Origin of the sequence: Thetidibacter halocola (assembly GCF_018224955.1) — a bacterium.
Classification (GTDB): domain Bacteria; phylum Pseudomonadota; class Alphaproteobacteria; order Rhodobacterales; family Rhodobacteraceae; genus Thetidibacter; species Thetidibacter halocola.
The window spans coordinates 267270-290492 of the sequence record NZ_JAGTUU010000003.1; the positions used below are offsets into that span (position 1 = coordinate 267270).

General features: G+C 66.7%; 23 protein-coding genes. 14 read left to right on the plus strand and 9 right to left on the minus strand.

What is annotated here, in order from left to right; all coding sequences use genetic code 11:
* Positions 1 to 59 precede the first annotated feature (59 nt).
* The 4 genes from KB874_RS08335 to KB874_RS08350 all read left to right on the plus strand — a co-directional run bounded on the left by KB874_RS08335 (position 60) and on the right by KB874_RS08350 (position 4333).
* Positions 60 to 2207 (plus strand): malate synthase G, encoded by a 2148-nt coding sequence (locus tag KB874_RS08335; RefSeq protein WP_212536108.1) that lies wholly within the window; start codon positions 60 to 62, stop codon positions 2205 to 2207.
* 197 nt (positions 2208 to 2404) lie between these two features.
* Entirely contained in the window at positions 2405 to 2833 is a 429-nt protein-coding gene (locus KB874_RS08340) for a GlcG/HbpS family heme-binding protein (protein WP_212536109.1), read from the plus strand.
* Positions 2834 to 2954: 121 nt separating this feature from the next.
* Positions 2955 to 3731, plus strand: a complete 777-nt coding sequence (locus KB874_RS08345; protein WP_212536110.1) for a gamma-glutamyl-gamma-aminobutyrate hydrolase family protein — start codon at positions 2955 to 2957, stop codon at positions 3729 to 3731.
* Between the two features lie 65 nt (positions 3732 to 3796).
* Positions 3797 to 4333 carry a flavodoxin domain-containing protein gene (locus tag KB874_RS08350; RefSeq protein WP_212536111.1) on the plus strand — a complete coding sequence of 179 codons (537 nt, stop codon included), beginning with the start codon at positions 3797 to 3799 and terminating at the stop codon, positions 4331 to 4333.
* Between the two features lie 16 nt (positions 4334 to 4349).
* Here KB874_RS08350 and KB874_RS08355 read toward each other — a convergent pair whose 3' ends face one another.
* The 3 genes from KB874_RS08355 to KB874_RS08365 form a co-directional block, all read right to left on the minus strand.
* Positions 4350 to 6590, minus strand: a complete 2241-nt coding sequence (locus KB874_RS08355) for a xanthine dehydrogenase family protein molybdopterin-binding subunit (protein WP_212536112.1) — start codon at positions 6588 to 6590, stop codon at positions 4350 to 4352.
* A 3-nt stretch (positions 6591 to 6593) separates the two neighbouring features.
* A complete protein-coding gene (locus KB874_RS08360) occupies positions 6594 to 7049 on the minus strand; it encodes a (2Fe-2S)-binding protein (RefSeq protein ID WP_212536113.1) in 456 nt (151 codons plus the stop codon).
* A gap of 143 nt (positions 7050 to 7192) precedes the next feature.
* On the minus strand, positions 7193 to 7942 hold the full coding sequence (locus KB874_RS08365) for an SDR family NAD(P)-dependent oxidoreductase (RefSeq protein WP_212536114.1): 750 nt from the start codon (positions 7940 to 7942) through the stop codon (positions 7193 to 7195).
* 140 nt (positions 7943 to 8082) lie between these two features.
* Here KB874_RS08365 and KB874_RS08370 point away from each other — a divergent pair, with 140 nt between their 5' ends.
* From KB874_RS08370 to KB874_RS08410, 9 genes are all read left to right on the plus strand, one after another.
* Positions 8083 to 9027: an MBL fold metallo-hydrolase gene (locus tag KB874_RS08370; RefSeq protein WP_212536115.1), complete on the plus strand. Its 945-nt coding sequence runs from the start codon at positions 8083 to 8085 to the stop codon at positions 9025 to 9027.
* Between the two features lie 84 nt (positions 9028 to 9111).
* Positions 9112 to 9519, plus strand: a complete 408-nt coding sequence (locus tag KB874_RS08375; protein WP_212536116.1) for a rhodanese-like domain-containing protein — start codon at positions 9112 to 9114, stop codon at positions 9517 to 9519.
* Positions 9520 to 9602: 83 nt separating this feature from the next.
* Complete coding sequence (locus KB874_RS08380) at positions 9603 to 10055, plus strand: methyltransferase family protein (protein ID WP_212536117.1); 453 nt, start codon at positions 9603 to 9605, stop codon at positions 10053 to 10055.
* A gap of 128 nt (positions 10056 to 10183) precedes the next feature.
* Positions 10184 to 11755, plus strand: a complete 1572-nt coding sequence (locus KB874_RS08385) for a Re/Si-specific NAD(P)(+) transhydrogenase subunit alpha (protein WP_212536118.1) — start codon at positions 10184 to 10186, stop codon at positions 11753 to 11755.
* A 16-nt stretch (positions 11756 to 11771) separates the two neighbouring features.
* Complete coding sequence (locus tag KB874_RS08390) at positions 11772 to 13274, plus strand: NAD(P)(+) transhydrogenase (Re/Si-specific) subunit beta (protein WP_212536119.1); 1503 nt, start codon at positions 11772 to 11774, stop codon at positions 13272 to 13274.
* A 134-nt stretch (positions 13275 to 13408) separates the two neighbouring features.
* Positions 13409 to 13771, plus strand: a complete 363-nt coding sequence (locus KB874_RS08395) for a hypothetical protein (protein ID WP_212536120.1) — start codon at positions 13409 to 13411, stop codon at positions 13769 to 13771.
* A 100-nt stretch (positions 13772 to 13871) separates the two neighbouring features.
* A complete protein-coding gene (locus tag KB874_RS08400) occupies positions 13872 to 14480 on the plus strand; it encodes a biotin transporter BioY (RefSeq protein WP_249200336.1) in 609 nt (202 codons plus the stop codon).
* 129 nt (positions 14481 to 14609) lie between these two features.
* The gene (locus KB874_RS08405; RefSeq protein ID WP_212536121.1) at positions 14610 to 15524 is read left to right on the plus strand and encodes an endonuclease/exonuclease/phosphatase family protein; all 915 of its coding nucleotides are present in this window, start codon (positions 14610 to 14612) and stop codon (positions 15522 to 15524) included.
* 51 nt (positions 15525 to 15575) lie between these two features.
* Complete coding sequence (locus KB874_RS08410) at positions 15576 to 16322, plus strand: heme-dependent oxidative N-demethylase family protein (protein ID WP_212536122.1); 747 nt, start codon at positions 15576 to 15578, stop codon at positions 16320 to 16322.
* Here KB874_RS08410 and KB874_RS08415 read toward each other — a convergent pair.
* From KB874_RS08415 to KB874_RS08435, 5 genes are all read right to left on the minus strand, one after another.
* Positions 16303 to 17043: a hypothetical protein gene (locus KB874_RS08415; protein ID WP_212536123.1), complete on the minus strand. Its 741-nt coding sequence runs from the start codon at positions 17041 to 17043 to the stop codon at positions 16303 to 16305. The two genes, KB874_RS08410 and KB874_RS08415, sit on opposite strands and share 20 nt — an antisense overlap.
* Before the next feature lie 132 nt (positions 17044 to 17175).
* Positions 17176 to 17976, minus strand: coding sequence for a lytic murein transglycosylase (locus tag KB874_RS08420; protein WP_212536124.1), 801 nt, complete (start codon positions 17974 to 17976; stop codon positions 17176 to 17178).
* A gap of 81 nt (positions 17977 to 18057) precedes the next feature.
* The gene (locus tag KB874_RS08425) at positions 18058 to 18882 is read right to left on the minus strand and encodes a hypothetical protein (protein WP_212536125.1); all 825 of its coding nucleotides are present in this window, start codon (positions 18880 to 18882) and stop codon (positions 18058 to 18060) included.
* A 295-nt stretch (positions 18883 to 19177) separates the two neighbouring features.
* Positions 19178 to 20584, minus strand: coding sequence for a type I glutamate--ammonia ligase (glnA, locus tag KB874_RS08430; RefSeq protein ID WP_212536126.1), 1407 nt, complete (start codon positions 20582 to 20584; stop codon positions 19178 to 19180).
* A gap of 40 nt (positions 20585 to 20624) precedes the next feature.
* A complete protein-coding gene (locus KB874_RS08435) occupies positions 20625 to 20963 on the minus strand; it encodes a P-II family nitrogen regulator (protein ID WP_212536127.1) in 339 nt (112 codons plus the stop codon).
* A 165-nt stretch (positions 20964 to 21128) separates the two neighbouring features.
* Here KB874_RS08435 and KB874_RS08440 point away from each other — a divergent pair, with 165 nt between their 5' ends.
* Positions 21129 to 22715: an NAD(P)H-hydrate dehydratase gene (locus KB874_RS08440; RefSeq protein ID WP_212536128.1), complete on the plus strand. Its 1587-nt coding sequence runs from the start codon at positions 21129 to 21131 to the stop codon at positions 22713 to 22715.
* Here KB874_RS08440 and KB874_RS08445 read toward each other — a convergent pair.
* A complete protein-coding gene (locus tag KB874_RS08445) occupies positions 22657 to 23157 on the minus strand; it encodes a Hint domain-containing protein (protein ID WP_212536129.1) in 501 nt (166 codons plus the stop codon). The two genes, KB874_RS08440 and KB874_RS08445, sit on opposite strands and share 59 nt — an antisense overlap.
* Positions 23158 to 23223 lie beyond the last annotated feature (66 nt).

A 23223-nucleotide genomic window follows, 5' to 3' on the forward strand; every position in this document is an offset into this window, starting at 1 on the left:
CTGTCGGAAGCCTTCTTTCTAAACCGTGCACCATCGTATGCAACGCCGAGGGGAAAGAGATGGCCGAGCGGATAGAGCGTCACGGGCTTCAGATCGACAAGGTTCTGTTCGATTTCATCGAGGGCGAGGCGCTGCCCGGAACCGGTGTCGAGGCGGATGCCTTCTGGAAGGGGCTGAGCGATCTGGCACATGGCTACGGGCCGAAGAACCGCGCCCTGCTGGACAAGCGCGCGGATCTTCAGCGCAGGATCGACGAATGGCACAAGGCGCGCGCCAACCAGCCGCACGATCACGAGGCCTACAAGGCCTTCCTGTATGAAATCGGCTACATGATCCCCGAGGGCGATGCCTTCGAGATCGAGACCGGCAACACCGACCCCGAGATCGCTACTGTTCCCGGCCCGCAGCTGGTGGTGCCGATCACCAATGCGCGCTACGCGCTGAACGCGGCGAATGCCCGGTGGGGCAGCCTGTATGACGGGCTGTACGGCACCGACGCGATGGGTTCGGCCCCGCCGAAAGGCGGCTATGACAAGGGCCGGGGCGCGCGGGTCGTGGCGCGGGCGCGGGTGTTCCTGGACGAGGCGTTTCCGATCCAAGGCACCAGCCATGCGGATGCGCGGCGCTACTACGTCGACAAGGGCGCACTGCTGATCGACGATCAACCGCTGATGCAACCAGAGAAATTCGTGGGCTATCGCGGCCATCCCAAGGCGCCCGAGGCGGTGCTGCTGCGCAACAACGGGCTGCACGTGGAACTGGTGTTTGACCGGACCCACATGATCGGCGCGCGCGACCAGGCGGGCCTGGCCGATGTGCGGCTGGAATCGGCGATCAGCGCCATCATGGATTGCGAGGATTCGGTCGCCTGCGTGGATGCCGAGGACAAGACCTTGGCCTATCGCAACTGGCTGGGCCTGATGAAGGGCGACCTTGCCGACACGTTCGAGAAGGGCGGCAAGAGCGTCACGCGCAAGCTGCACGCGGACCGCAACTTTATCGCGCCCGATGGCGGCAACCTGACGGTCAAGGGCCGCGCCTTGATGCTTGTCCGCAACGTCGGCCACCTGATGACCAACCCGGCGATCCTGCTCAAGGACGGCTCGGAGATCTTCGAGGGGCTGATGGACGCGGCGGTGACGGTGCTGATCGCCAAGCACGACCTGCTGAAATCCGAGGGCGACCGCAACAGCCACACCGGCAGCGTCTATGTCGTGAAGCCCAAGATGCACGGGCCGGAAGAGGTGGCCTTTGCCGACGAGACCTATGGTGTCGTCGAGCAGTTCCTCGGCCTGCCGAAATACACCGTCAAGCTGGGCATCATGGACGAGGAGCGCCGCACGTCGGTGAACCTCAAGGAGTGCATCCGGGCGGCCAGCCACCGTGTGGCCTTCATCAACACCGGCTTCCTCGACCGGACCGGCGACGAGATCCACACCTCGATGGAGGCGGGGCCGTTCAGCCGCAAGGACTTCATCAAGCGCAAGGCGTGGATCGGCGGCTACGAGAACCGCAACGTCGATATCGGGCTGGAATGCGGCCTGTCGGGCAAGGCGCAGATCGGCAAGGGCATGTGGGCCATGCCCGACATGATGGCCGCCATGCTGGAGCAGAAGATCGAGCATCCCAAGGCGGGCGCGAACTGCGCCTGGGTGCCCAGCCCGACCGCCGCCACGCTGCACGCGCTGCATTACCACAAGGTCGATGTCTTCGCCGTGCAGGCCAGGCTGCGCAAGGGCGGGCGTCGCGCGCATGTGGACACGATCCTCGACATTCCGCTGGCGGCCTTCCGCAAGTGGAGCAAGGAGCAGATCGCCCGCGAGGTCGAGAACAACGCGCAGGGCATCCTGGGCTACGTGGTGCGCTGGATCGATCAGGGCGTCGGCTGTTCCAAGGTGCCCGACATCAACGACGTGGGATTGATGGAGGATCGCGCGACCTGCCGGATCAGCTCTCAGCACATTGCCAACTGGCTGCATCACGGCATCGTCTCGAAGGATGAGACGATGGAGATCATGAAGCGCATGGCCGAGGTGGTGGACCGTCAGAACGCGGGCGACCCGGCCTATCGGCCGATGGCGCCGGGTTTCGACGGGATCGCCTTCCAGGCGGCCTGTGACCTGGTCTTCGAGGGGCGCGTGCAGCCCTCGGGCTATACCGAGCCGGTCCTGCACAAGCGCCGGCTGGAGCTGAAGGCGGCGTCGTAAGAGGGGGTGCGCCCGGCTGTCGCCGGTCGCGGTGGGGGCGCGCGCCCTTTTCCGGGAGGCTTTGGCCCTCTCTCCCGGGGCCGGGGCTTTGCCCGTCTTTTCCGGGCCAGGGCGGTGCCCGGCTTTTCCGGGATTGCATCCTGGAAAATTCACCCCAAGGTATTTGTGGCCCAAAGAAGCATGAGGGAGGGTTTTCCATGGCAGGCATTCCGTTGCGCAAGGCGCGCACGATCATCCGCAAGACGCTGGAGGCGGGGCACGAGATGGGGCTCAAGCCGCTGTCCGTGATCGTTCTGGACGAGGGTGGCAACGTGCTGGCCTTCGAGCGCGAGGACGGCTCGAGCCCGGGGCGGTTCCAGATCGCCCATGGCAAGGCCTACGGCGCGGTGATGATGGGGGTGGCCGGCACGGCGCAGCTGGCGCGGGCCGAGGCGCAGCCGGCCTTCATCGCCGCGGTCAACGCCGCCTTCGGCGGGGCGCTGGTGCCGGTGCCGGGCGGCATCCTGGTGCGCGACGGCAAGGGCCGGGTGCTGGGGTCGGTCGGCGTCACCGGCGACACGTCGGACAACGATGCGGCGGCGGGGCGCGCGGGCATCGAGGCGGCGGGGCTGGTGGCCGAGATCTGACCGGGGGCGCGTGGATTGCTGCATCGCGCGGCATCTGCGTCGCCGCAGGGCGACTTGTGCGCGTGGGAACCTTTCGGAAAGTTTCCGGATGCAGTATCCAGAAGAAAACCCGGAGGCCAGCATGCAGCGCCCGATCATCGGCATCATCGGAAACGCCTATTTGCTCAACGACCAGTATCCCGCCCATGCGGGCGGGGTGATGAACAGCCAGGCGGTGGCCGAGGTGTCGGGTTGCATGCCGCTGCTGATCCCGTCGGACCCGCGTTTCGTCTCGGTGGCCGAGTTGCTGGAGGTCTGCGACGGGTTCGTGCTGACCGGCGGGCGGCCCAACGTCCACCCCGAGGAATATGGCGAGTCCTGGACCGAGGCGCATGGTGCGCATGACCGGGCGCGCGATGCGATCACGCTGCCGCTGGTGCGGGCCTGTGTCGAGCGCGGTCAGCCCTTCATGGGGATTTGCCGCGGCTTCCAGGAGGTGAACGTGGCGCTGGGCGGCACGCTTTACCCCGAGATCCGCGACCTGCCGGGGCGGATGAACCATCGGATGCCGCCCGACGGCACGCTGGAAGAGAAATTCGCCCTGCGCCACAAGGTGACGCTCACCGAGGGCGGGGTGTTCCACCGCCTGTTCGGTGCCGCCGAGGTGATGACCAACACGTTGCACGGGCAGGGTATCAAGACGCCGGGTAAACACGTGGTGATCGACGGTCACGCGCCCGACGGCACGCCCGAGGCGATCTATGTCAAGGATGCGCCCGGTTTCACCCTGTCGGTGCAGTGGCACCCGGAATGGGATGCGTGCAACGATCCCGTGTCGCGCCCACTGTTCACCGCCTTCGGCGAGGCGGCGCGGGCGTGGGTGGCGCAGAAATCGGCGCCGGTTCGGCGCAGCGCTTGATACGCCTCAAGGACACGCTTTCCGGGGCGTGACAGGGTTGGGCCGTCCAGACCGGAGGGCCCGCAATGACAATTCTCATAGCCTATGCCACGACCGAGGGGCAGACCGCCCGCATCGCCGAGTTCGCAGCCGACAGCCTGCGAGCCGAGGGGCGGGACGTGTCGCTGCTGCGGCTGGAGGCGGGGACGGTTCCCGCCCCCGACCCGTTCGACGCCGCCATCCTCGCGGGATCGGTCCATGCCGGGCACCTGCAGCCGGCGCTCATTGCCTTTGCCAAGACGCAGGCGGCGCGGCTCAACGCCATGCCCTCGCTGTTCCTGCAAGTGTCGCTGGCGGCGGCAGGCGAGGAAGAGGATGAATGGGACGACCTGCGCCGGATCGCGGCGCGGTTCGTCGAGGAAAGCGGCTGGACCCCGGACCGGGTCGAGCACGTGGCGGGCGCGCTGAACTTTCCGGAATACAATTTTGTCGTGGCCTGGGTCATGCGCCGGATCGCGCGGTCACATGGTGTCGAATTCGACCCGCATGGCGTGACCGAGTTCACCGACTGGGAGGCGCTGCGCACCGATCTGGCCGAGTGGGCGCGCGGGATTCAGGGCTGAGCCCCGCGCGGCCCGGTCAGGCGTAGAAACTCACCGCCTTGCGCAGCGGCAGGCTTCGGATGCGCTGGCCCGTCAGGTCGAAGATCGCGTTGGCCAGCGCGGGGGCTGCGGGCGGGGTGCCGACCTCGCCGATCCCGCCAAGACGCCGCTGCGTTTCCACGATGCGGACCGCGACGGGGGGCATCTGCGGCAGGCGCAGCGGTTCGTAATCTGGAAAGTTGGTTTGCTCGGCGCGGTGGCCGGCAAAGGTGATTTCCTCGTTCATCGCGGCTGACAGGCCATAGACCATGCCGCCGGTCAGCTGCGCCTCGATATTGCCGGGATCCAGCGCGACACCGGGATCGGCGGCAATCCAGGCGTTGGTCAGGCGGATCGCGCCGCCCTCGTCTTGGGTCACGTCGATCACCATGGCGACGGGTGTGCCGAAACTGTAGCAAAACGCCAGGCCCCGGCCGGTGCTCTCGGGCTTGTTGGCCCAGTCGCACATCTCTTCGACCGCCTCGAGCACGTTCAGCGCCGGTTCCCATTCATCCAGCGTCAGCGTCTTGCGAAAGGCCATCGGGTCGGCGCCCGCCGCATGGGCCATCTCGTCGATGAAGCTTTCCATGAAGAAGGCATTCATCGAGTTGCCGACCGACCGCCAGAAGCCAAGCGGCGGCGCGATGCCGGCCTTGTAGCCGCGCACGCGGAAGGACGGGATGCCGTAGGGCTGGTTGAAGGCGCCGTCGACGATGCCCCGGTCCGGCCCGGACGGAGTGAAGCCGACCCAGCGTTTCAGCGCCTGTTCCGCGATCGAGGGCGAGGCGATGGAGGCATCCAGCAGCACCGCGCGCCCGTCCTGCACGGCGCCGCGCATCCGTGCCAGCGTGGCGGGGCGGTAGAAATCCCGGGTCATGTCCTCTTCGCGCGACCAGGTGACGTTGACCGGCGTGCCGGGCATGGCCTTGGCGACGCGGGTGGCGATCACGGCATAATCGACCTCGCCCCGCCGGCCGAACCCGCCGCCCATGAGGGTCGTGGTCAGGTCCACGTCCGCCTCGTCGATCCCGGCCTCGTCGGCGCAATTCTTGACGACAAAGGCGGGTGCCTGGTTGCCGCACCAGAGCCGCAGCGTGCCGCCATCCAGCCAGGCGGTGGCGTTCATCGGCTCCATCGTGGCGTGGGCCAGGAAGGGCACGCTGTAGTCCGCGGTCACTTCGGTCGCACCATTCGGCAGGGTGTCGGCATCGCCATCATCGCGCAGGGTCGAGTTGGGGTCGTCGTCAAAGGCGGCCGCGATGCGTTCGACCAGCGCCTCGGTCGTGGCGGGATAGTCGGGCGCGTCGCCCCAATCCGCTTCAACCGCGTCCAGCGCCTGCTGGGCCAGCCAGGTGTTGGTGGCGATCACCGCATAGCCGTCGCCCAGGTTGACGACCTTTTCGACACCCGGACGCTTCAGCGCCTCGCGGTCGCGCAAGGTACGCAGCGTGCCGCCATGCGGGGCCATGCGCAGGGCGGCAAAGCGCATGCCAGGCAGCCGGGTGTCTATGCCGAATTGCGCGGTGCCGGTGGATTTCGCCACCATGTCGATGCGGGGCAGCGTGGTGCCCAGCAGGCGCCATTGCTCTCGCGGGCGCAGTTCCACATGGCGCGGTTCGATCCCGGCGGCGTCTGCGGCAAGCTCGGTGTAGGGCAGGGTGGTACCATCGGGGGCGATGACTGCGCCGGCCTCTGTGAGCAGGTCGCGGGTATCCACGCCCAGGCGGCGCGCGGCGGCCTCCTTCAGCATCTCGCGGGCGGTGGCGCCGACCACGCGCATCCGTTCATAGCCGTCCTTCATGGCGGTCGATCCACCCGTCACCTGCATGTCGAAGACCTTGCCGAGATGGCCCAGCGCCTCGCCCAGGTTGTGCTGGAAGGCGGAGGCGTCATAGCCCTTGTTGGGCAGCCCTTCGCCCAGCAGGGCAGAGTTGTAATAGGCCTTGGCGGCGGGGCCGTGGATGACGCGGACCTGCTCCCATTGCAGGTCCATCTCCTCGGCGATGAGCGCGGCCCAGGTGGTGTGGGTGCCCTGGCCCATCTCGGCGCGCGGGGCGACCAGCGTGACGCCGCTGCCGTCGATCATGACGAAGGCGTTGAGCGCGGTCTCGCCCTCGGCCGGTCGCAAGGGGTTGGGGGCGGGGCGGCTGACCATGTAGACGCCAAGGGCCACGCCGCCGACGATGGCGGCGCTGCCGATGAGGAAGGAGCGGCGGGCGATCTTGCCGATGCGGGACATGACTCAGGCTCCTTCCACGGCAGACTTGATGGCGGCGCGGATTCGCGGGTAGGTGCCGCAGCGACACAGGTTCCCGGCCATCGCCGCGTCGATCTCGTCATCCGTGGGGGCGGGGTTCTCGGCCAGCAGGCTCGCGGCCTGCATGATCTGGCCGGACTGGCAATAGCCGCATTGCGCGACCTGGTGCTCGATCCAGGCCGCTTGCAGCCGGTGCAGCGCGGCGGGCGTGCCCAGCCCCTCGATCGTGGTGACGGCGCCCCAGACATCGCCCAGCGCCACCTGGCAGGAGCGCACGGCCTGGCCTTCGATCTGCACGGTGCAGGCGCCGCAGGCGGCAACGCCGCAGCCGTATTTCGTGCCGGTCAGGCTCAGCGCGTCGCGCAGCACCCAAAGCAGAGGCACGTCGTCCGGCAGGTCGATGGCGTGTTCAGTTCCGTTCACGGTGAGGGTCGTGGCCATGGCGGGTCTTCCTTGCTTTTGCCCCAGAGATGGGCGGAGGCGCGGCGGTGTCAATCCAACGGTGCGGGCCTGTCGGCCCGCGCATCGTGTCTCGTCGCCCGCCTTTGGCGGCCTTCTCGTGCCGCCCGTGGCTATGGCAGGCGTCAGATTTCGCCGCCGGAAATCTGGATGGCCTGTCCGTTCACGCTGTCCGAGAGCGGCGAGCAGAGCCAGAGCGCGGCCTCGGCGACCTCGGCGGGGTGGATCAGGCGGCCATGCGGGTTGAGGTCGGTCATCAGGCGGCGGGCCTCGTCCTCGGGCAGGCCGGTGCGGGCCATGATCGACTCGGTGTTGCGGGTGATGATGTCGGTGTCGACATAGGCCGGGCAGAGCGCGTTGAACGTGTAGGGTTTGCTTGCGTAATCGGCCGAAAGCGCGCGGATCAGGCCTATCATGGCGTGTTTGCTGGCGGAATAGGTCGGCGCGCCCTTCAGCCCCCTGAGCCCGGCGATGGAGGAGACGGCGATCACCCGGCCCCAGTCCGTCGTGGTCATGGATTTCAGCGACTCGCGGATCGTCAGGAAGGCGCCGTCGAGATTGGTCGCCATCATGCGGCGCCAGAACTCCATGTCGGTCTTGAGCAGGGCGCGCCCTTCGGCGATACCGGCATTCGGCACGCAGACCTGGACCGGGCCGCGCGCGGCGACGGCCGTTGCGATGCCGTCGACCACCGCCGCCTCGTCGGTCACGTCCATGACCAGCGGAAAAATGCGGTCGGTCGCCGCCTCTTGCAGCGGGCCTGCACGCCGGCCGGTGATCGTGACCGTCGCGCCCTTGTCGGCCAGCGCCCGCGCGATGGCCAGGCCGATCCCGGTGCCGCCGCCGGTGACCAGCGCGTGTTTCCCCTCGAGCATCCCCGTTCCTCCCTGTCGCGTCGGCGCCAGACTAGTCGCCGTGCCGGGCATGTCCAGATGTGGCGTCAGAGACGGGGCGGGGGGCTTGGCAGAGCCATTCATGTATGCGAATGTGTGCAGGATTCCGAGGGAGGAAACCCATGACCCGTGCAGCCCTTGCCATTCTGCTTGCCGCCAGCCCCGTGCTTGCCAGCGAGGATATCCCCGACAAGTATCCGCAGTCCGAGCTTTACGACAAGCCGGTCGAGGTGATCCCGCATGTCTTCAGCGCGATCGGCGCCACCGCGCCGCCGACCTACGAGAACAGCGGCCACAACAACAATCTCAGTTTCGTCGTTACCGGCGACGGGGTTATCGTGATCAACGGCGGCGCCTCGGTGCGCCTGGCCGCCGCGCTGCATGACGAAATCAAGGCCGTGACCGACCAGCCGGTCAAGCTGGTGATCAACGAGAACGGCCAGGGTCACGCGATGCTGGGCAATTCCTACTGGATCGATCAGGGCGTGGACGTGCTGGCGCATGTGGACGCGGCCGAGGTCTTTGCCAAGGACGCGGATTTCATCCTCCAGGGGATGATGCGCTACAACCAGGACAAGGCCGAGGGCACGCGGATCGTGGAGCCCACGCTGACCTTCGAGGACGAATACGTGATCGAGATTGGGGGCCTGACCGTCAAGGCGCTGCACCTGGGCCCGGCGCATGATCCGGGCGACACGCAGGTCTGGATTCCCGACTGGGGCATCGTGATCGCCGGAGACATCGCCTTTCACGAGCGGATGCCGCCGATCTTCGAGGGCACCGACACCGATGCCTGGATCGAGACTTTCGACGGGCCGTTCACCGCGCTGGGCGCGACCTACGTGATCCCGGGTCACGGGCATCCGACGAACATGGCGCAGGTGACGCGCTATACCTCTGACTATCTCAAGGACCTCCGCGCCAAGATCCAGGCGCATATCGACGATGGCGGCGACCTGGCCGGGGCCTATTACGTCGATCAGTCGCAATGGGCGCATCTGGACACGTTCGAGGAACTTGCGACCAAGAACGCGGGCCGGGTGTTCGAGGAGATGGAGTGGGAGTGACCACAGGCCGTTCCCGCGACACAGCGACGGTGGACTGAGAGGGGCCTTGCGGGCACAGTTCCGCAAGGACGAAAGGAAAAGCCCATGAAACCTCTTCTGACAGCCGCCTTCATGTCGTTGGCGATGCCTGTCGCGGCGCAGGATATCGGGGACGAGATCATCGCCTACATGGATTTCGCGACCGCGACACAAGGCATCATCCTGCCGCAGCAACTGACGCGCGATATCTGGGATGGCATCACCTTCATCGACACGCGGCCAGCGGCGGAATTCGCGGCCGAGACGATTCCGGGTGCCAGTCACATCGAGTGGCGCGAAGTGCCGGGCAGGCTGGGCGAATTGCCGGAGGAGGGTATGGTCGTGCTGTTCTGCAATACTGGCGTGCGCTCGTCGCAGGCGATGTTCGCCGCGCGGTTGATGGGGCGTGAGAACGTGCTTGTCCTGCAATCGGGATTCGAGGGCTGGCAGCGCGACGCGGCGTGGAAACCGTAGCGCTGGGGGCTCTGCCCCCGTTGCCCTTTGCAGGGCGACTCTCCCGGGATATTTGAAGCCAGAAGATGCGGGGAGTGCGCGCGATGCGGAAATGGATCGACATGCCGCCGATATGGCTGGCGGCGGCGCTGGCGCTGGCCTGGATGCAGAAGACGCATTTCGCCTATGGCCTGGGCTTTGGCCCGGTCTGGGCGGACCTGCTGGGCGGGACCCTGGTGGGGGCGGGGATCCTGCTGATGCTGCTGGCCATATGGGAGATGCGCCGCCACCGGACCACGGTCATCCCGCATCGCGAGGCCGACCGCATGGTGACCACCGGGATCTTCTCGCGCACGCGCAATCCGATCTACCTGGGTGATTCGCTGATCCTGGTGGGCATGATCCTGTATTGGGATGCGGTGTTGGCGCTACCGCTGGTGCCGCTCTTTGTCTGGGTGATCGAGCGACGCTTCATCATCCCCGAGGAGGACCGGCTGCGCCGAAAGTTTCGTGCCGATTTTGCCCGTTATGCGCAACAAGTGCGAAGGTGGCTTTAAATTCGGCGCAGACTATGGTTTAGGGCCGCGCATGTTTGATTGTGGCCGCTAGGTCAGCACTGTAGACCAATCTCAACGCCGCGGGCCTGCTCGCGGCTTCACTGTTCTGACGCAAGGGGGACAAATACGTGAAAATCGGGACTCCAAAGGAAGTCGAGACCGGCGAAGCCCGGGTCGCCATGACGCCCGACTCCGCGCGCCAGCTGCAGAAGCTGGGTTATGACTGCATCATCCAGTCGGGCGCGGGCGAGGCGGCGGGTTTTTCCGACGCCCTTTACGAAGAAGCTGGCGTGCAGGTGGTCAAGACCGCCGACACGCTGTGGAAGAACGCCGACGTCGTCGCCAAGGTGCGCCCGCCGCGCGAGGCCGAGGTCAAGAAGATGCGCGAGGGGCAACTGCTGATCTCGTTCTTCTACCCGGCATCGAACGAGGCGCTGATGAAGCAGGCGGCCGACCTGGGCGCCTCTGTCATCGCGATGGACATGGTGCCGCGGATCAGCCGCGCGCAGAAGATGGACGCGCTGTCGTCGATGGCGAACATCGCCGGCTACCGCGCGGTGATCGAGGCGGGCAACAATTTCGGCCGCTTCTTCACCGGGCAGGTGACGGCGGCGGGCAAGGTTCCCCCGGCCAAGGTGCTGGTGGTGGGTGCGGGCGTCGCAGGCCTGGCCGCGATCGGCACCTCGACCTCGCTGGGCGCGATCACCTACGCCTTCGACGTGCGTCCCGAGGTGGCCGAGCAGGTCGAGTCGATGGGCGCAGAGTTCGTCTATCTCGACTTCGAGGAAGAGCAGCAGGATGGCGCCGCGACCGGCGGCTATGCCTCTGTCTCGTCGCCTGAGTTCCGCGAGGCGCAGCTCAAGAAGTTCCGCGAACTGGCGCCCGACATGGACATCGTCATCACCACGGCGCTGATCCCCAACCGCGAGGCGCCCGAGTTGTGGACCGAGGACATGGTCAAGGCCATGAAGCCCGGTTCCGTCATCGTCGACCTCGCCGCCGAGCGCGGCGGCAACTGCAAGATGACCGTCAAGGACGAGAAGATCGTCACCGACAACGGCGTGACCATCGTCGGCTACACCGACTTCCCGTCGCGCATGGCGGCGCAGTCTTCGACGCTTTACTCCACGAACATCCGTCACATGATGACCGACCTGACGCCCGAAAAGGACGGCACGGTCAATCACAACATGGAGGATGACGTGATCCGCGGCGCGACCATCGCGCATGCAAAGGCCGTCACCTTCCCGCCGCCGCCGCCCAAGGTGCAGGCGATCGCGGCGCAGAAGAAGGAAAAGCCGAAGGAACTGACGCCGGAAGAGAAGAAGGCCAAGGAAGCCGCAGCCTTCAAGGCGCAGACAAAGAGCCAGATCACCATGCTGGCCATTGGCGGCGCGCTGATGGCGCTGCTGGGCCTGGTGGCCCCGCCGAGCTTCATGCAGCACTTCATTGTCTTCGTGCTGTCCTGCTTCATCGGCTTCCAGGTGATCTGGAACGTCAGCCACTCGCTGCACACGCCGCTGATGGCGGTCACCAACGCGATCTCCGGCATCATCGTGCTGGGCGCGGTGTTGCAGATCGGGTCGTCGAACGGGATCGTCGTCTTCCTCAGCACCATCGCGGTGCTGGTCGCGACGATCAACATCGTCGGTGGCTTCCTCGTGACGCGGCGCATGCTCGCCATGTTCCAGAAATCGTAAGGCTGCGGAGACACTCATGTTCGGAGATCAATTCGTTACCGCCGCGGCCATCACCGCGAGCGTCCTGTTCATCCTCAGCCTCGGCGGCCTGTCGGGCCAGGAAAGCGCCAAGCGCGCGGTCTGGTACGGCATCGTCGGCATGGCCCTTGCGGTGGTTTTCACCGTGTTCGGCCCGGGCATCGACAACTTTGCCTTCCTGCTGATCGCCATGGCGGTCGGTGCGGCTGCCGGTGCGGTCGTCGCGAAGCGCGTGGAAATGACCGAGATGCCGCAGCTGGTCGCGGCGCTGCACAGCTTCGTCGGCCTCGCCGCCGTGTTTGTCGGCCTCAACGCCGAGATGGAGCGTCTGCGCGTCGCCGGCGCGCTGCGCGAGGCGGGGATCGCCTGCGAAGGCGCGATCAGCGCCATCGCCTGCGCAGTCAATGCCGGTCAGCCCGACCTGTTCAAGGAATTCCAGGGCTTCGCCTACAAGGTCGCCACCAAGATCCCGTCGGAAATCGCCTTCCTCAAGATCGAGGTGGTTCTGGGCATCTTCATCGGCGCCGTGACCTTTACCGGCTCGGTCATCGCCTTCGGCAAGCTGGCGGGCAAGGTGGACGGCAAGCCGTTCCAGCTTCCGGGCGGCCACATGCTGAACGCGGGCGCGGCATTCGCTTCGCTGCTGCTGGCGGTGATCTACATGGTCTATGGCGGCATGTTCCCGCTGATCCTCATCACCATCCTGGCGCTGTTCATCGGCTACCACCTCATCATGGGCATCGGCGGCGCCGACATGCCGGTCGTGGTGTCGATGCTGAACAGCTACTCGGGTTGGGCTGCGGCGGCCATTGGCTTTACCCTGTCCAACGACCTGCTGATCGTCACCGGCGCTCTGGTGGGCTCTTCGGGTGCGATCCTGTCGTACATCATGTGCAAGGCGATGAACCGCGCCTTCGTCAGCGTGATCCTGGGCGGCTTCGGCGGCGCCTCGGGCCCGCAGATGGCGGTCGAGGGTGAACAGATCGCCATCGACGCCGACGGCGTGGCAGCGGCGCTCGAGGATGCCGACAGCGTCATCATCATCCCGGGTTACGGCATGGCCGTGGCGCAGGCGCAGCAGAACGTCGCCGAACTGACCCGCCGGCTGCGCGCCAAGGGCAAGACGGTGCGGTTTGCCATCCACCCCGTCGCGGGCCGTCTGCCGGGCCACATGAACGTGCTGCTGGCCGAAGCCAAGGTGCCCTACGACATCGTTCTGGAAATGGACGAGATCAACGAGGACTTCCCGGAAACGGACGTCGCCATCGTGATCGGGTCGAACGACATCGTGAATCCGGCCGCGCAGGACGATCCCAACAGCCCCATCGCCGGCATGCCGGTTCTGGAATGCTGGAAGGCCAAGCAGGTCTTCGTCTCCAAGCGGGGGCAGGGCACCGGCTATTCGGGCATCGAGAACCCGCTGTTCTACAAGGAGAACACGCGCATGTTCTACGGCGACGCCAAGGCTTCGGTCGGCGAGCTGCTGAACCGGATCTCCTGATCCGCGTGTGATCCGGCGACTGCGGTCGCCCGGCTTCGGGCCCATCCCTTGCGGGGTGGGCCTTTTCGTTGGGGACGGGCTTGCCATGCGCCTTATTTCCGATTATTTCTGTCGGAAATTAGGAGGTGTGCCGCATGGTTCCCGTATCCGACGCCCACTGGTCCCGTCTGTGTCCGCAGGCGCTGAGCGGGTTCGATCCCCGGCTCGAGGTCCTGCGCGCCGTTCAGGCCGCGGGAGAGCGGGCGGCCGGGGATGCCGTCGCGGCGCTGCTGGGCCTGTTGCACGGGGCCTTGCCGCAGGGGTTGCGGCTGAACCCGCCCGGCACCGACACGCGCAACTTCGACGAGGACTGGCTGCTGGGGCTGTTTGCCGCGCAGGACCGGCGCGATGGCAGCGGCTATCGCTTTCTCCTGTTGTCGCGCCTGAACCGGGTCGACGCGGCGCGCGCGCATTTCCGGCTGGTGCAGGCGCGGCTGCGGATCGAGGATCGGCTGTAGCTTTGCATCATCGTGGCTTTGCAGGCTTTGCAATTCTACATCGCGCGCCGCTTGCGGCGGCGCGGCATATGCGGCATGACTGTGTCCGAATGAGGATGACATGGGGGACACCATGAACACGGCAATGACTCGCCCGGTGCTGGCAGAGGTTTTCGGCGCGAACGAGGGCATGGCCCTGCGGATCCGGCAGGTGGCGCTGGTGATCCTGGGCGTCGCGGCGCTGACCGCGGCGGCCAAGATCCGCGTTCCGATGTGGCCGGTCCCGGTGACGATGCAGACCTTCGCGGTGCTGACCATCGGCGCGGCCTATGGCACGCGCCTAGGTGTGGTGACGCTGCTGGCCTACCTGGCGATCGGCGCCGCGGGCCTGGCGGTGTTCACCGGCGAAACGGCGGGCCTGGCCTATATGGCGGGCCCGACCGGCGGTTACCTGGTCGGCTTCGCCGCGGCGGCGGCGCTGATGGGCTGGCTGGCCCGGCGCGGCTGGGATCGTGATTTCGGCCGCATGGTTGCGGCGCTGGTTCTCGGCAACGCGGTGATCTACGCCGTCGGTCTGCCGTGGATGGCTTGGCTGTTCCTTGAAACCAAGGGTGCGGCCTGGGTCTTCCAGTGGGGCATGGGCAACTTCTTGCTGGGCGACGCGCTGAAGCTGGTGCTGGCGGCGATGCTGCTGCCGACCGTCTGGGCGGCACTGGGCCGCGGTCGCTGAGCCCGGGTCGGGGCGGGGGAAACCCCACCCTGCGCGCCGTGGCGGACAACGGAACGGGCCGGGGGGCAGACCCCGGCCCTTTTCTTTGGGCAACCGGGCATCCCGGACGGATCGACAGGCCTGAGGGCGATGGGCAGACCGATGGGCGGACAGGCGATACGATTGTGGCGCAAGGCGCTGGCCGGCCTCGCGGGGCTGGCGGCGCTGGGCGTGGCGGCCGGGTTTCTGGGGGCGCTGCACCCGGTGGGGGATTCCTTTTCGGTGTTCCGCCCGGTCTTCGCGGGCCTTGCGCTGGCAAGTGGCCTGGCCCTGCGGCCGCGCGGGCCGCGGTTGGCCGTCATGGTCGCGCTGACGCTGCTGCTGGGCTGGCATGGCTGGCAGGGGCTCCGACCGGATTGGCAGGGGGCCTCGCGGCTGACGCTCTACCAGAAGAACCTGTATTTCCAGAACGATGCCAGGGACAGCCTGCTTGCGGATCTGCGTGCCCGGTCGGCCGACATCGTCACCCTCCAGGAGGTGAGCAATGCCAATGCCGCGCTGCTCGAAGCACTACGCGCGGACTATCCGCATCAGCTTTACTGTCCGCTGTCGCCGAACCTGGGCGAGGTAGTCCTGTCGCGCCATCCCTTCGTGCCGGACACGTCGGAATGCAGCCGTCGCGACGCCCTGGCCATCGTGCAGGTCGCCGCGCCCGCAGGGCCGGTCTGGATCATATCGGTGCACCTGGGCTGGCCCTGGCCGCGCGGCCAGGCCGCGCAGGTGACGCGAGCGCTGCCCCACCTTTCGTCCGTCTCCGGGCCGGCGGTGGTGGCGGGCGACTTCAACGCCGTGGCTTGGTCGTATACGGTGGCGCGGATCGCATCGGCCACGCAAACCCGCCGGGTGGGCCGCCAGCTGGCGACGTTGCGCCTGCCGGTGACCGGCATTCCGATCGGGATCGACCACGTCCTGTCGACCGGTCCGGGACGGGTGCGGACCCTGCCGCTGCTGGGCTCGGACCATGCCGGGCTCTGGGCCGAGCTTGACCCCTGGGCGACCGAATAGCGCTGTCGGGCCGCCTGTCCTTCGCCGCGCGGCCGGGCTAGACCCTTGGTCATGATTCTCCAGTCATCCCTGCCATACGATCCGTTCGACCCGCGCCCGCTGCCGGGCATCGCCCCGCTAGACCCGGCCGAGTGGTTGCACGTGGACGATGCCTATGCGGCGCAGATGGCCGAGCGCGCCCGCCTGCTGGCAGAGCACGCCGAGGCGGTGCTGTGGCAGGACCCGAGCGCCGATGCGGCGGTGCGGGAATTGCTGGACATGGTGCTGGAGGCGTTGCCAGAGGGGTTTGCCCGCGACGGCGACCGCGTGACCTGCCCGGACGGGCGGCGCGTGACGGTCGACCGGGACGCCGCGCTGCGAAGCCTCAACGCGCTGGTGCAGGAGGATTTCTGCATCCTTATGAAGGACGAGGGCGAGGCCGAGCACGTGCTGCGCGCCGCGATCCTGTGTTTTCCGGCCAGCTGGATGCTGTCGGAAAAGGCGGGGCGGCCGCTGTTGGCGATTCACGCCCCGGTGCACGAGTATCCGGGCGACCTGGCCCGCCGGGTGCAGCGCTTGTTCGACGGGGTCCGCCCGGGGCGTCCGTTGTGGCGGTTCAATGCGCTCTGGTATGCCGACCCGACGCTGCACCAGCCGCGCTCTGTCCATGCGCCGCGCCCGGCCCAAGAGCGCGCCCAGGGCGGCTTCCTGCGCTCGGAACGGCAATGCATCCTGCGTCTGCCGCAAAGCGGTGCGGTGGTCTTTTCGATCCACACCTACATGCTGGCGCGCGCCTCGGTCAGTGCAGGGCGGCCATGACGAAGCGGTTGATCGCCTCGGTATTGCCCAGCGCCACGAACAGCGCCGTCACCGACAGGACCTGTGTCGCCAGGCGGAACTCCATCCCCCGGACCAGGCCCATCAGGCTCAGCGCCGCGGCCGTGGGCAGGGAGACCAGCGAGAGCAGCCCGGTCATCAGCCAGCCTGTCGCGCCAAGCCGGCTCTGTTCCGGGTCGGGCTTACTCAATGCGGTGAGGATGGGAATGCCGCGCACCGCCGCTGAGGGCATCGCGGAGGCGGCGTGATCCTTGACCAGGTGGCTGCGCAGGTCGTGCAGCTCGGTCGGCTCGTCGAGATCGGATTCCTCGGCGAAGACCTCCGGGTCGATGCCGCAGAGCGACAGGAACTCGTCGCGCTCGATCAGGCGACCGGTGGCGCACCACTCGATGATGTCGCAATCCGAGTAGCGAAGCGCGTCGAGGACGATGTCCTGCAACACGGCTTCGGCCTGCGCGCCGCTGACGGGGAGGCCGTCGGGATCGTGGATCGACAGGCGGACCGCTGGACCGAACTCTCCCTGTTCCTCTGTCTGGACCAGCAGCATGTGGTTGGCGCCGGTTGCGGTATCGAACCCCAACCGGACGGGTATCTGAGCGCCGGCGCCCAGGACGCGCTCGGCGCTGCGCAGATAGGGCAGGCGTCGCACTCCATGGGCATCCGGCAGGATCAGCGTGGCGAAGGCGGCATTGTGGCAGCTCATGACGGACCTCGGACAAATTCTTGTCGGAACGGCCTCACTATCGCCGGCAATTTTGTTAAAATTGAGGCAAAACGAGCCGCTGCCTTCAAACGGCCCGATCTTTCCGTCCGCAATGTGGCGGATCGGCGGTGCTTAGCGGTCGATCCGGGCGGCGGCGGCGGCGATGGCCTGCTGGTAGACGGTGGCCGCGTTCCACTCGTTCAACACGGGGAAATTCGGCTGACCCGGCTCGAACCCGGCCCCGGCGCGCCAGCCCTTCTGGCGCAGGAAATTGGCGGTCGAGGCGAGGGCGTCCCACTCGTTGTAGAAATCCACCCGCCCGTCGCCGCTACCGTCGACGCCATAGCGCAGGGCGTTGCCCGGCAGGAACTGGGTGTGGCCCAGCTCGCCGTGGAAGGCGCCCAGCTGGTTGGGCGACAGCATCCCGCGATCCACCATCTGCAAGGCTGCAAGCGCATGCGGGATGAAGAAGTCGGAGCGGCGGCAATCATAGGCGACCGTCAGGATCGACGACACCACCGGGACCGAGCCCATGGTGCGGCCGAACCCGGTCTCCATCCCGTGGATCGAGACGAGGATAGAGCCGGGAACGCCATACCGGCTTTCGACGGCGGCAAAGAAGGCCGGGTTGCGGGCGATGCGCTTGCGCGCCGAGGCGGCAAATGCGTCGAGCGAGCCAAGGCGGATGCGCACGAAATCGTTGAAGGCGTATTTCACGCCCTTCTGGTTGCGGTCTGCGTTGATCGTCTTTTGCGAATAGCTGGCCGCGGCCAGCGCCTGAAGCCCGCGTTGCCCAATCCCGGCGCGCTGCGCCTCGGCGGCAAAGGCGGATTTCCAGGCTCCGAAACCTGAGGATGTGTTGCCGCAGGTCGCAGAAATGGCCGGTGCGGCGGCAAAAAGGGACAGGCAAAGGGCGGTAAGGAAACGACGCATGACACTCTCCAGTCATCAACAATAATCCCGAGAGTGCCGCAAATGGGTTGCAGGGAAAAGGGTAAACCGGGCGCGAGGCCCCTAGAACGCCGCCGCCATCGCGCCGCTGTGATCGAGGGAGAAGACAAAGCCCGCGATCCCCACGGACAGGGCGGCGGCGCGCATGTCCTCGCCCTTGACCAGGTTCCAGGCCATGATCGGGATCGCCACCGGCAGCGCGATGGTCGCGGCGGACAGCGACATCGCCCACGTGGCCAGCCGGGCCTCGACGGGCAGGGCGTGGGCATCCGGGGCCGTCTGCATCGCCGGCTCGGCGCGCAAACTGTTCCGCATGGCCGCCTCGAAGGCCATCACATGGGCGTCATAGCGCCGGTCCGTGGCGCGGACGCCGCCCATCGCGTTTGCGTAGCGGTCGATTCGATCATGCGGATCAGCGGCCGGGCGTGCGGCGGGACGGGACCGTTGCGCCGGGTGACGATCGATCGGGCGCGCGATCCGGCGTGGCGCCACGCCGTCGGAGGCCTTGCGCGGCGCGCCCAAGATATCGGACAGGCTTTCCAGGAACTGGTCGCGCGGGATGCGCAGGGCCGAGCCGGGCCAGACGATATGCGCCACGGCGATCCGGCTGACCAGCGCATAGGTCAGCGAGGCGAGCGTGCCCTCGGGGTCGTCGGCGCCATGCAGGATCGTCACCGAAACCTCTGGGCCGCCATCCTCGAAGGCGAGATCGAGGCGCAGGCTCAGCCGGTCGCCGCGCAGGCGCAGATGCGTCAGAGTCACCTCCTCGAAACGCATGGGGCGATGCGGCGAGACGACGTCGTTCAGCAGTGTCGCCAGCCTTGGCAGCGAGACAAAGCGTTCCCCGGTGAAGATCAGCCGGGCGACGGGTGCGGCTTGGTCGGTCATCGTCACTACTCCTTGCGGGCGGATCCCGGTTCAGCGGGACCGTCGCAGCGGAGTGGGGTGATTTCGTGAAACGAATGGGCAAAGTTGCAGGCCTCTCGGGCCGGAATCGGGCAGGCCGGGACGGGTTGCGCCACAATCGGGGTCTTTCGTGGAGATCCGCCCCGGAGTGCTCAGGATTCGTCTAAAACTGGCAATATATTTCAATGGCTTGCCGGCGGTTTCTCAAGTTTTATGGATGCGAAATGCAAACGGGGCGCCCGATGGGCGCCCCGCTGAAACCGTGATCCGGAAAGGATCAGCAGCTGTAATACATCTTGAACTCGACCGGGTGCGGCGTGTGTTCGAAGGCGATGACCTCTTCCATCTTGAGGTCGATATAGGCCATGATCTGGTCCTTCGTAAACACGTCGCCTGCCAGCAGGAAGTCGTGATCCTTGGTCAGGGCCTCGAGCGCCTCGCGCAGCGAGCCGCAGACCGTCGGGATTCCGGCCAGTTCTTCGGCGGGCAGGTCGTACAGGTTCTTGTCCATCGCCTCGCCCGGATCGATCTTGTTCTTGATGCCATCCAGGCCGGCCATCAGGAGCGCCGCGAACGCCAGGTAGGGGTTCGCCGCCGGATCGGGGAAGCGGGCCTCGACGCGCTTGGCCTTCGGCGATTCGGTCCACGGAATACGGACGCAGCCAGACCGGTTGCGGGCCGAGTAGGCGCGCAGCACGGGGGCCTCGAAGCCGGGAATCAGACGCTTGTAGCTGTTCGTCGACGGGTTGGTGAACGCGTTCAGCGTCTTGGCGTGCTTCAGAATGCCGCCGATGTAATACAGCGCTTCCTGGCTCAGGTCGGCATACTTGTCGCCGGCGAAGAGCGGCTTGCCGTCCTTCCAGATCGACATGTTGACGTGCATGCCCGAGCCGTTGTCGCCATACATCGGCTTCGGCATGAAGGTTGCCGAGCGGCCATAGGCCTGCGCCACGTTGTGGATGACATACTTGTACTTCTGGATCTCGTCGGCCTGCTTGGTCAGGCTTCCGAAGATCAGGCCCAGTTCGTGCTGGCTGGTCGCGACCTCGTGGTGGTGCTTGTCGACCTTCATGCCGATGCGCTTCATCGTCGACAACATTTCCGAACGGATGTCCTGGCCGTCATCGGACGGGTTCACCGGGAAATAGCCGCCCTTGTAGGTCGGACGGTGACCCAGGTTGCCCATCTCGAAATCGGCATCGGTGTTCCACGCGGCGTGGTCGGCATCCACCTCGTAGGACACCTTGTTCGGCGTGACGGCATACTTGACGTCGTCGAACAGGAAGAACTCGGCCTCGGGGCCGAAATAGGACACGTCGCCGATGCCCGAGGACTTCAGGTAGGCTTCGGCCTTCAGGGCGGTGCCGCGCGGGTCGCGGTCATAGGATTCGCCGGTGTCGGGTTCGACGACCGAGCAATGGATGCAGACGGTCTTCTCGGCATAGAACGGGTCGATGTAGGCGCTGTCGGTGTCCGGCATCAGTTTCATGTCGGAGGCTTCGATCGACTTCCAGCCGGCGATCGACGAGCCGTCGAACATGAAGCCCTCTTCCAGGAAATCCTCGTCAACCAGGTCCGACATCACGGTGACGTGCTGCAGCTTGCCGCGCGGGTCGGTGAACCGGATGTCGACATAGGCGACGTCCTCGTCCTTGATCATCTTGAGCAGGTCTTTTGCGCTCATTTCGCTTTTCCCTTGAGTTTGTTTTCCTGAAAGACGGATGTCACAGCGCGTCCGAGCCGGACTCTCCGGTGCGGATGCGGATGGCCTGTTCGACGGAGGTGACGAAGATCTTGCCGTCGCCGATCTTGTCGGTCTTGGCGGCGGCGATGATCGCCTCGATCGCGCCGTCGACCTGATCGTCGTCAAGGACGACCTCGATCTTCACCTTGGGCAGGAAGTCGACCACGTATTCGGCGCCGCGATACAGCTCCGTGTGACCCTTCTGCCGCCCGAACCCCTTGACCTCGATCACCGAGAGACCCTGGATGCCGGCCTCTTGCAGGGCTTCTTTCACTTCGTCGAGTTTGAACGGTTTGATGATCGCCTCGATCTTCTTCATGGCCCTCTCTCCTCGTGCGTCGGTCCGTCCCCGGCAGACCACTTCTCAGAAGCGGTCACAATCCGTTAAGACGGGTTGTGAGGCGGGGCAAGTGGTGAAAAATCGAGTGCGACTAAAAAACAGGCATAACGCACCAATAATGGGCATTATTGAATCGGAGTGGCCATGACGGACCTTCTGACGGCGGCACAGATGCGGGCGGTGGAGCGCGCCGCGATCGAGAGCGGATCGGTCACCGGCCTGGAGCTGATGGAGCGCGCCGGGGCTGGGGTCGTCGAGGCGGTGCTCGAGGAGTGGCCGGAACTGGTTGAGGGCACGCACCGGGCGGTTGTCCTGTGCGGACCGGGCAATAATGGTGGGGACGGGTTCGTGGTGGCGCGGCTGCTGAAAGAGCGGGGTTGGTCGGTCGAGGTGTTTCTGTTTGGCGATGCCGGAAAGCTTCCACCTGATGCGAAAACGAATTTCGACCGCTGGTCCGCTCTTGGCGCCGTGGGGCGCATGGCCGACTGGTCGCAGGATCTGCCCGATCTCGTCGTCGATGCCCTATTCGGCACCGGGCTGACGCGCCCTGTCGAGGGTCTGTTCGACGAGTTTCTCCACCTGAACGAGGAAACGCTCAGATCACAGTATTTTCGGTACGCAAACCTGCGGGTCACCTCCATCGACATGCCAAGCGGCGTCTGCAGCGACAGCGGTCGGATTCTTGAGCCCGCGAACTGGACCGAAAAGGCGCGCTGGTGGCGCCCCACGGCCTTGGCTGGCCAGTTGACCGTCACCTTTCACAGCATGAAGCCGGGACATGTACTGGCCGATGGTCCCGGGGCTTGCGGCAAGGTGGTCGTCAAGGACATCGGGCTTGAACCATCTAGAGGGGACGACGCCGAAATCGCCCGGATCGCCGCGAGGCCTGATCTGTGGAGCCTCGGAAAGCGGCTGGGTCACAAATATGACCACGGTCACGCGCTGCTCCTGTCCGGGGGCGCGGGGCGCACGGGCGCCGCGCGGCTGGCGGCGCGGGGGGCGCTGCGGATCGGGGCGGGGCTGGTGACGCTGGGCGTGCCGGGATCGGCGCAGATGGAGGTCGCCGCGCAGGTCACGGCGATCATGCTGCGGCGGGTCGAGGATGCGGACGGGCTTGCCGCCGTGCTGGAGGACATGCGGTTCAACGCGCTTTGCCTGGGCCCGGGGCTGGGTCTGGACCGGGCGCGCGAGCTGGCGCCGGTGGCGGTGCGTGCGGAGCACGCACCCTACGTCGTGCTTGACGCGGATGCGCTGACCGCCTTCGCGGGCGATCCCGAGGCGCTCCGTGCGATGCTGCACGACCGCTGCGTCCTGACCCCGCATGACGGCGAATTCGCCCGTCTCTTTCCCGACATCGCCGAAAGGCTGAACGCTCCCGCGACAACCGGCCCCGTCTATTCCAAGGTGGACGCCACACGGGCGGCGGCGAAACGGGCGGGCTGCATCGTGCTCTTCAAGGGGCCGGACACGGTCATCGCGGCGCCGGATGGGCGCGCATCGGTCAATGCCGCCGTCTACGAGCGCGCGGCACCCTGGTTGGCTACGGCAGGGTCAGGCGATGTTCTGGCCGGCTTCATAACCGGGCTTCTGGCGCGCGGGTTCGATCCGATGCAGGCCGCCGAGACCGCCGCCTGGCTGCATGTGGAATGCGCCCGCCGCTTTGGCCCCGGTCTCATCGCCGAGGATCTGCCCGAGACGCTGCCGGCGGTGTTCCGCGATCTGGCTCTGTGAGCGGCGCGGCCGAGGCGAGTTCCAGCCCATCGGCATAGACCACGTGCCGCCGGTCGAAGGACAGGTGCACCAGCCGCAGCCGCACCAGCCCCAGGGCGCGCACCCGCCGCCCGTCCACCAGCGCCTCGGCCCGGACGAGGGCAAAGGGCTGGCCGGAATGCGCCAGCGCGTGATCGCCGCGCAGCAGCAATTCGGCCCGCGCGGGCAGGACCACGTCATGGGTTGGCCTGCCGGGGCCCAGCGTGCCCGCTGCCACCTGCACCGCGTCGATGGGCATCTTCTGCACCTGCACCGCGCGCAGCACCGACGCGCCGGTGTCGCGGGTGACGATCCGCGTTCCCGGCTTCAGCCCCTCTGCCGGCATCGCACCCTCCAACGTCAGCACATGGCTACCTGCGGGCAGGGCGTTCGGTTCGGCCGTGATGCTGTGCGGCATGGGCATGGCGCGGGTATCCCGTTGCGGTTGGCGTCCGGCGCAGGCTGCCGTTTGTCACGCCAAGAAGCGGTA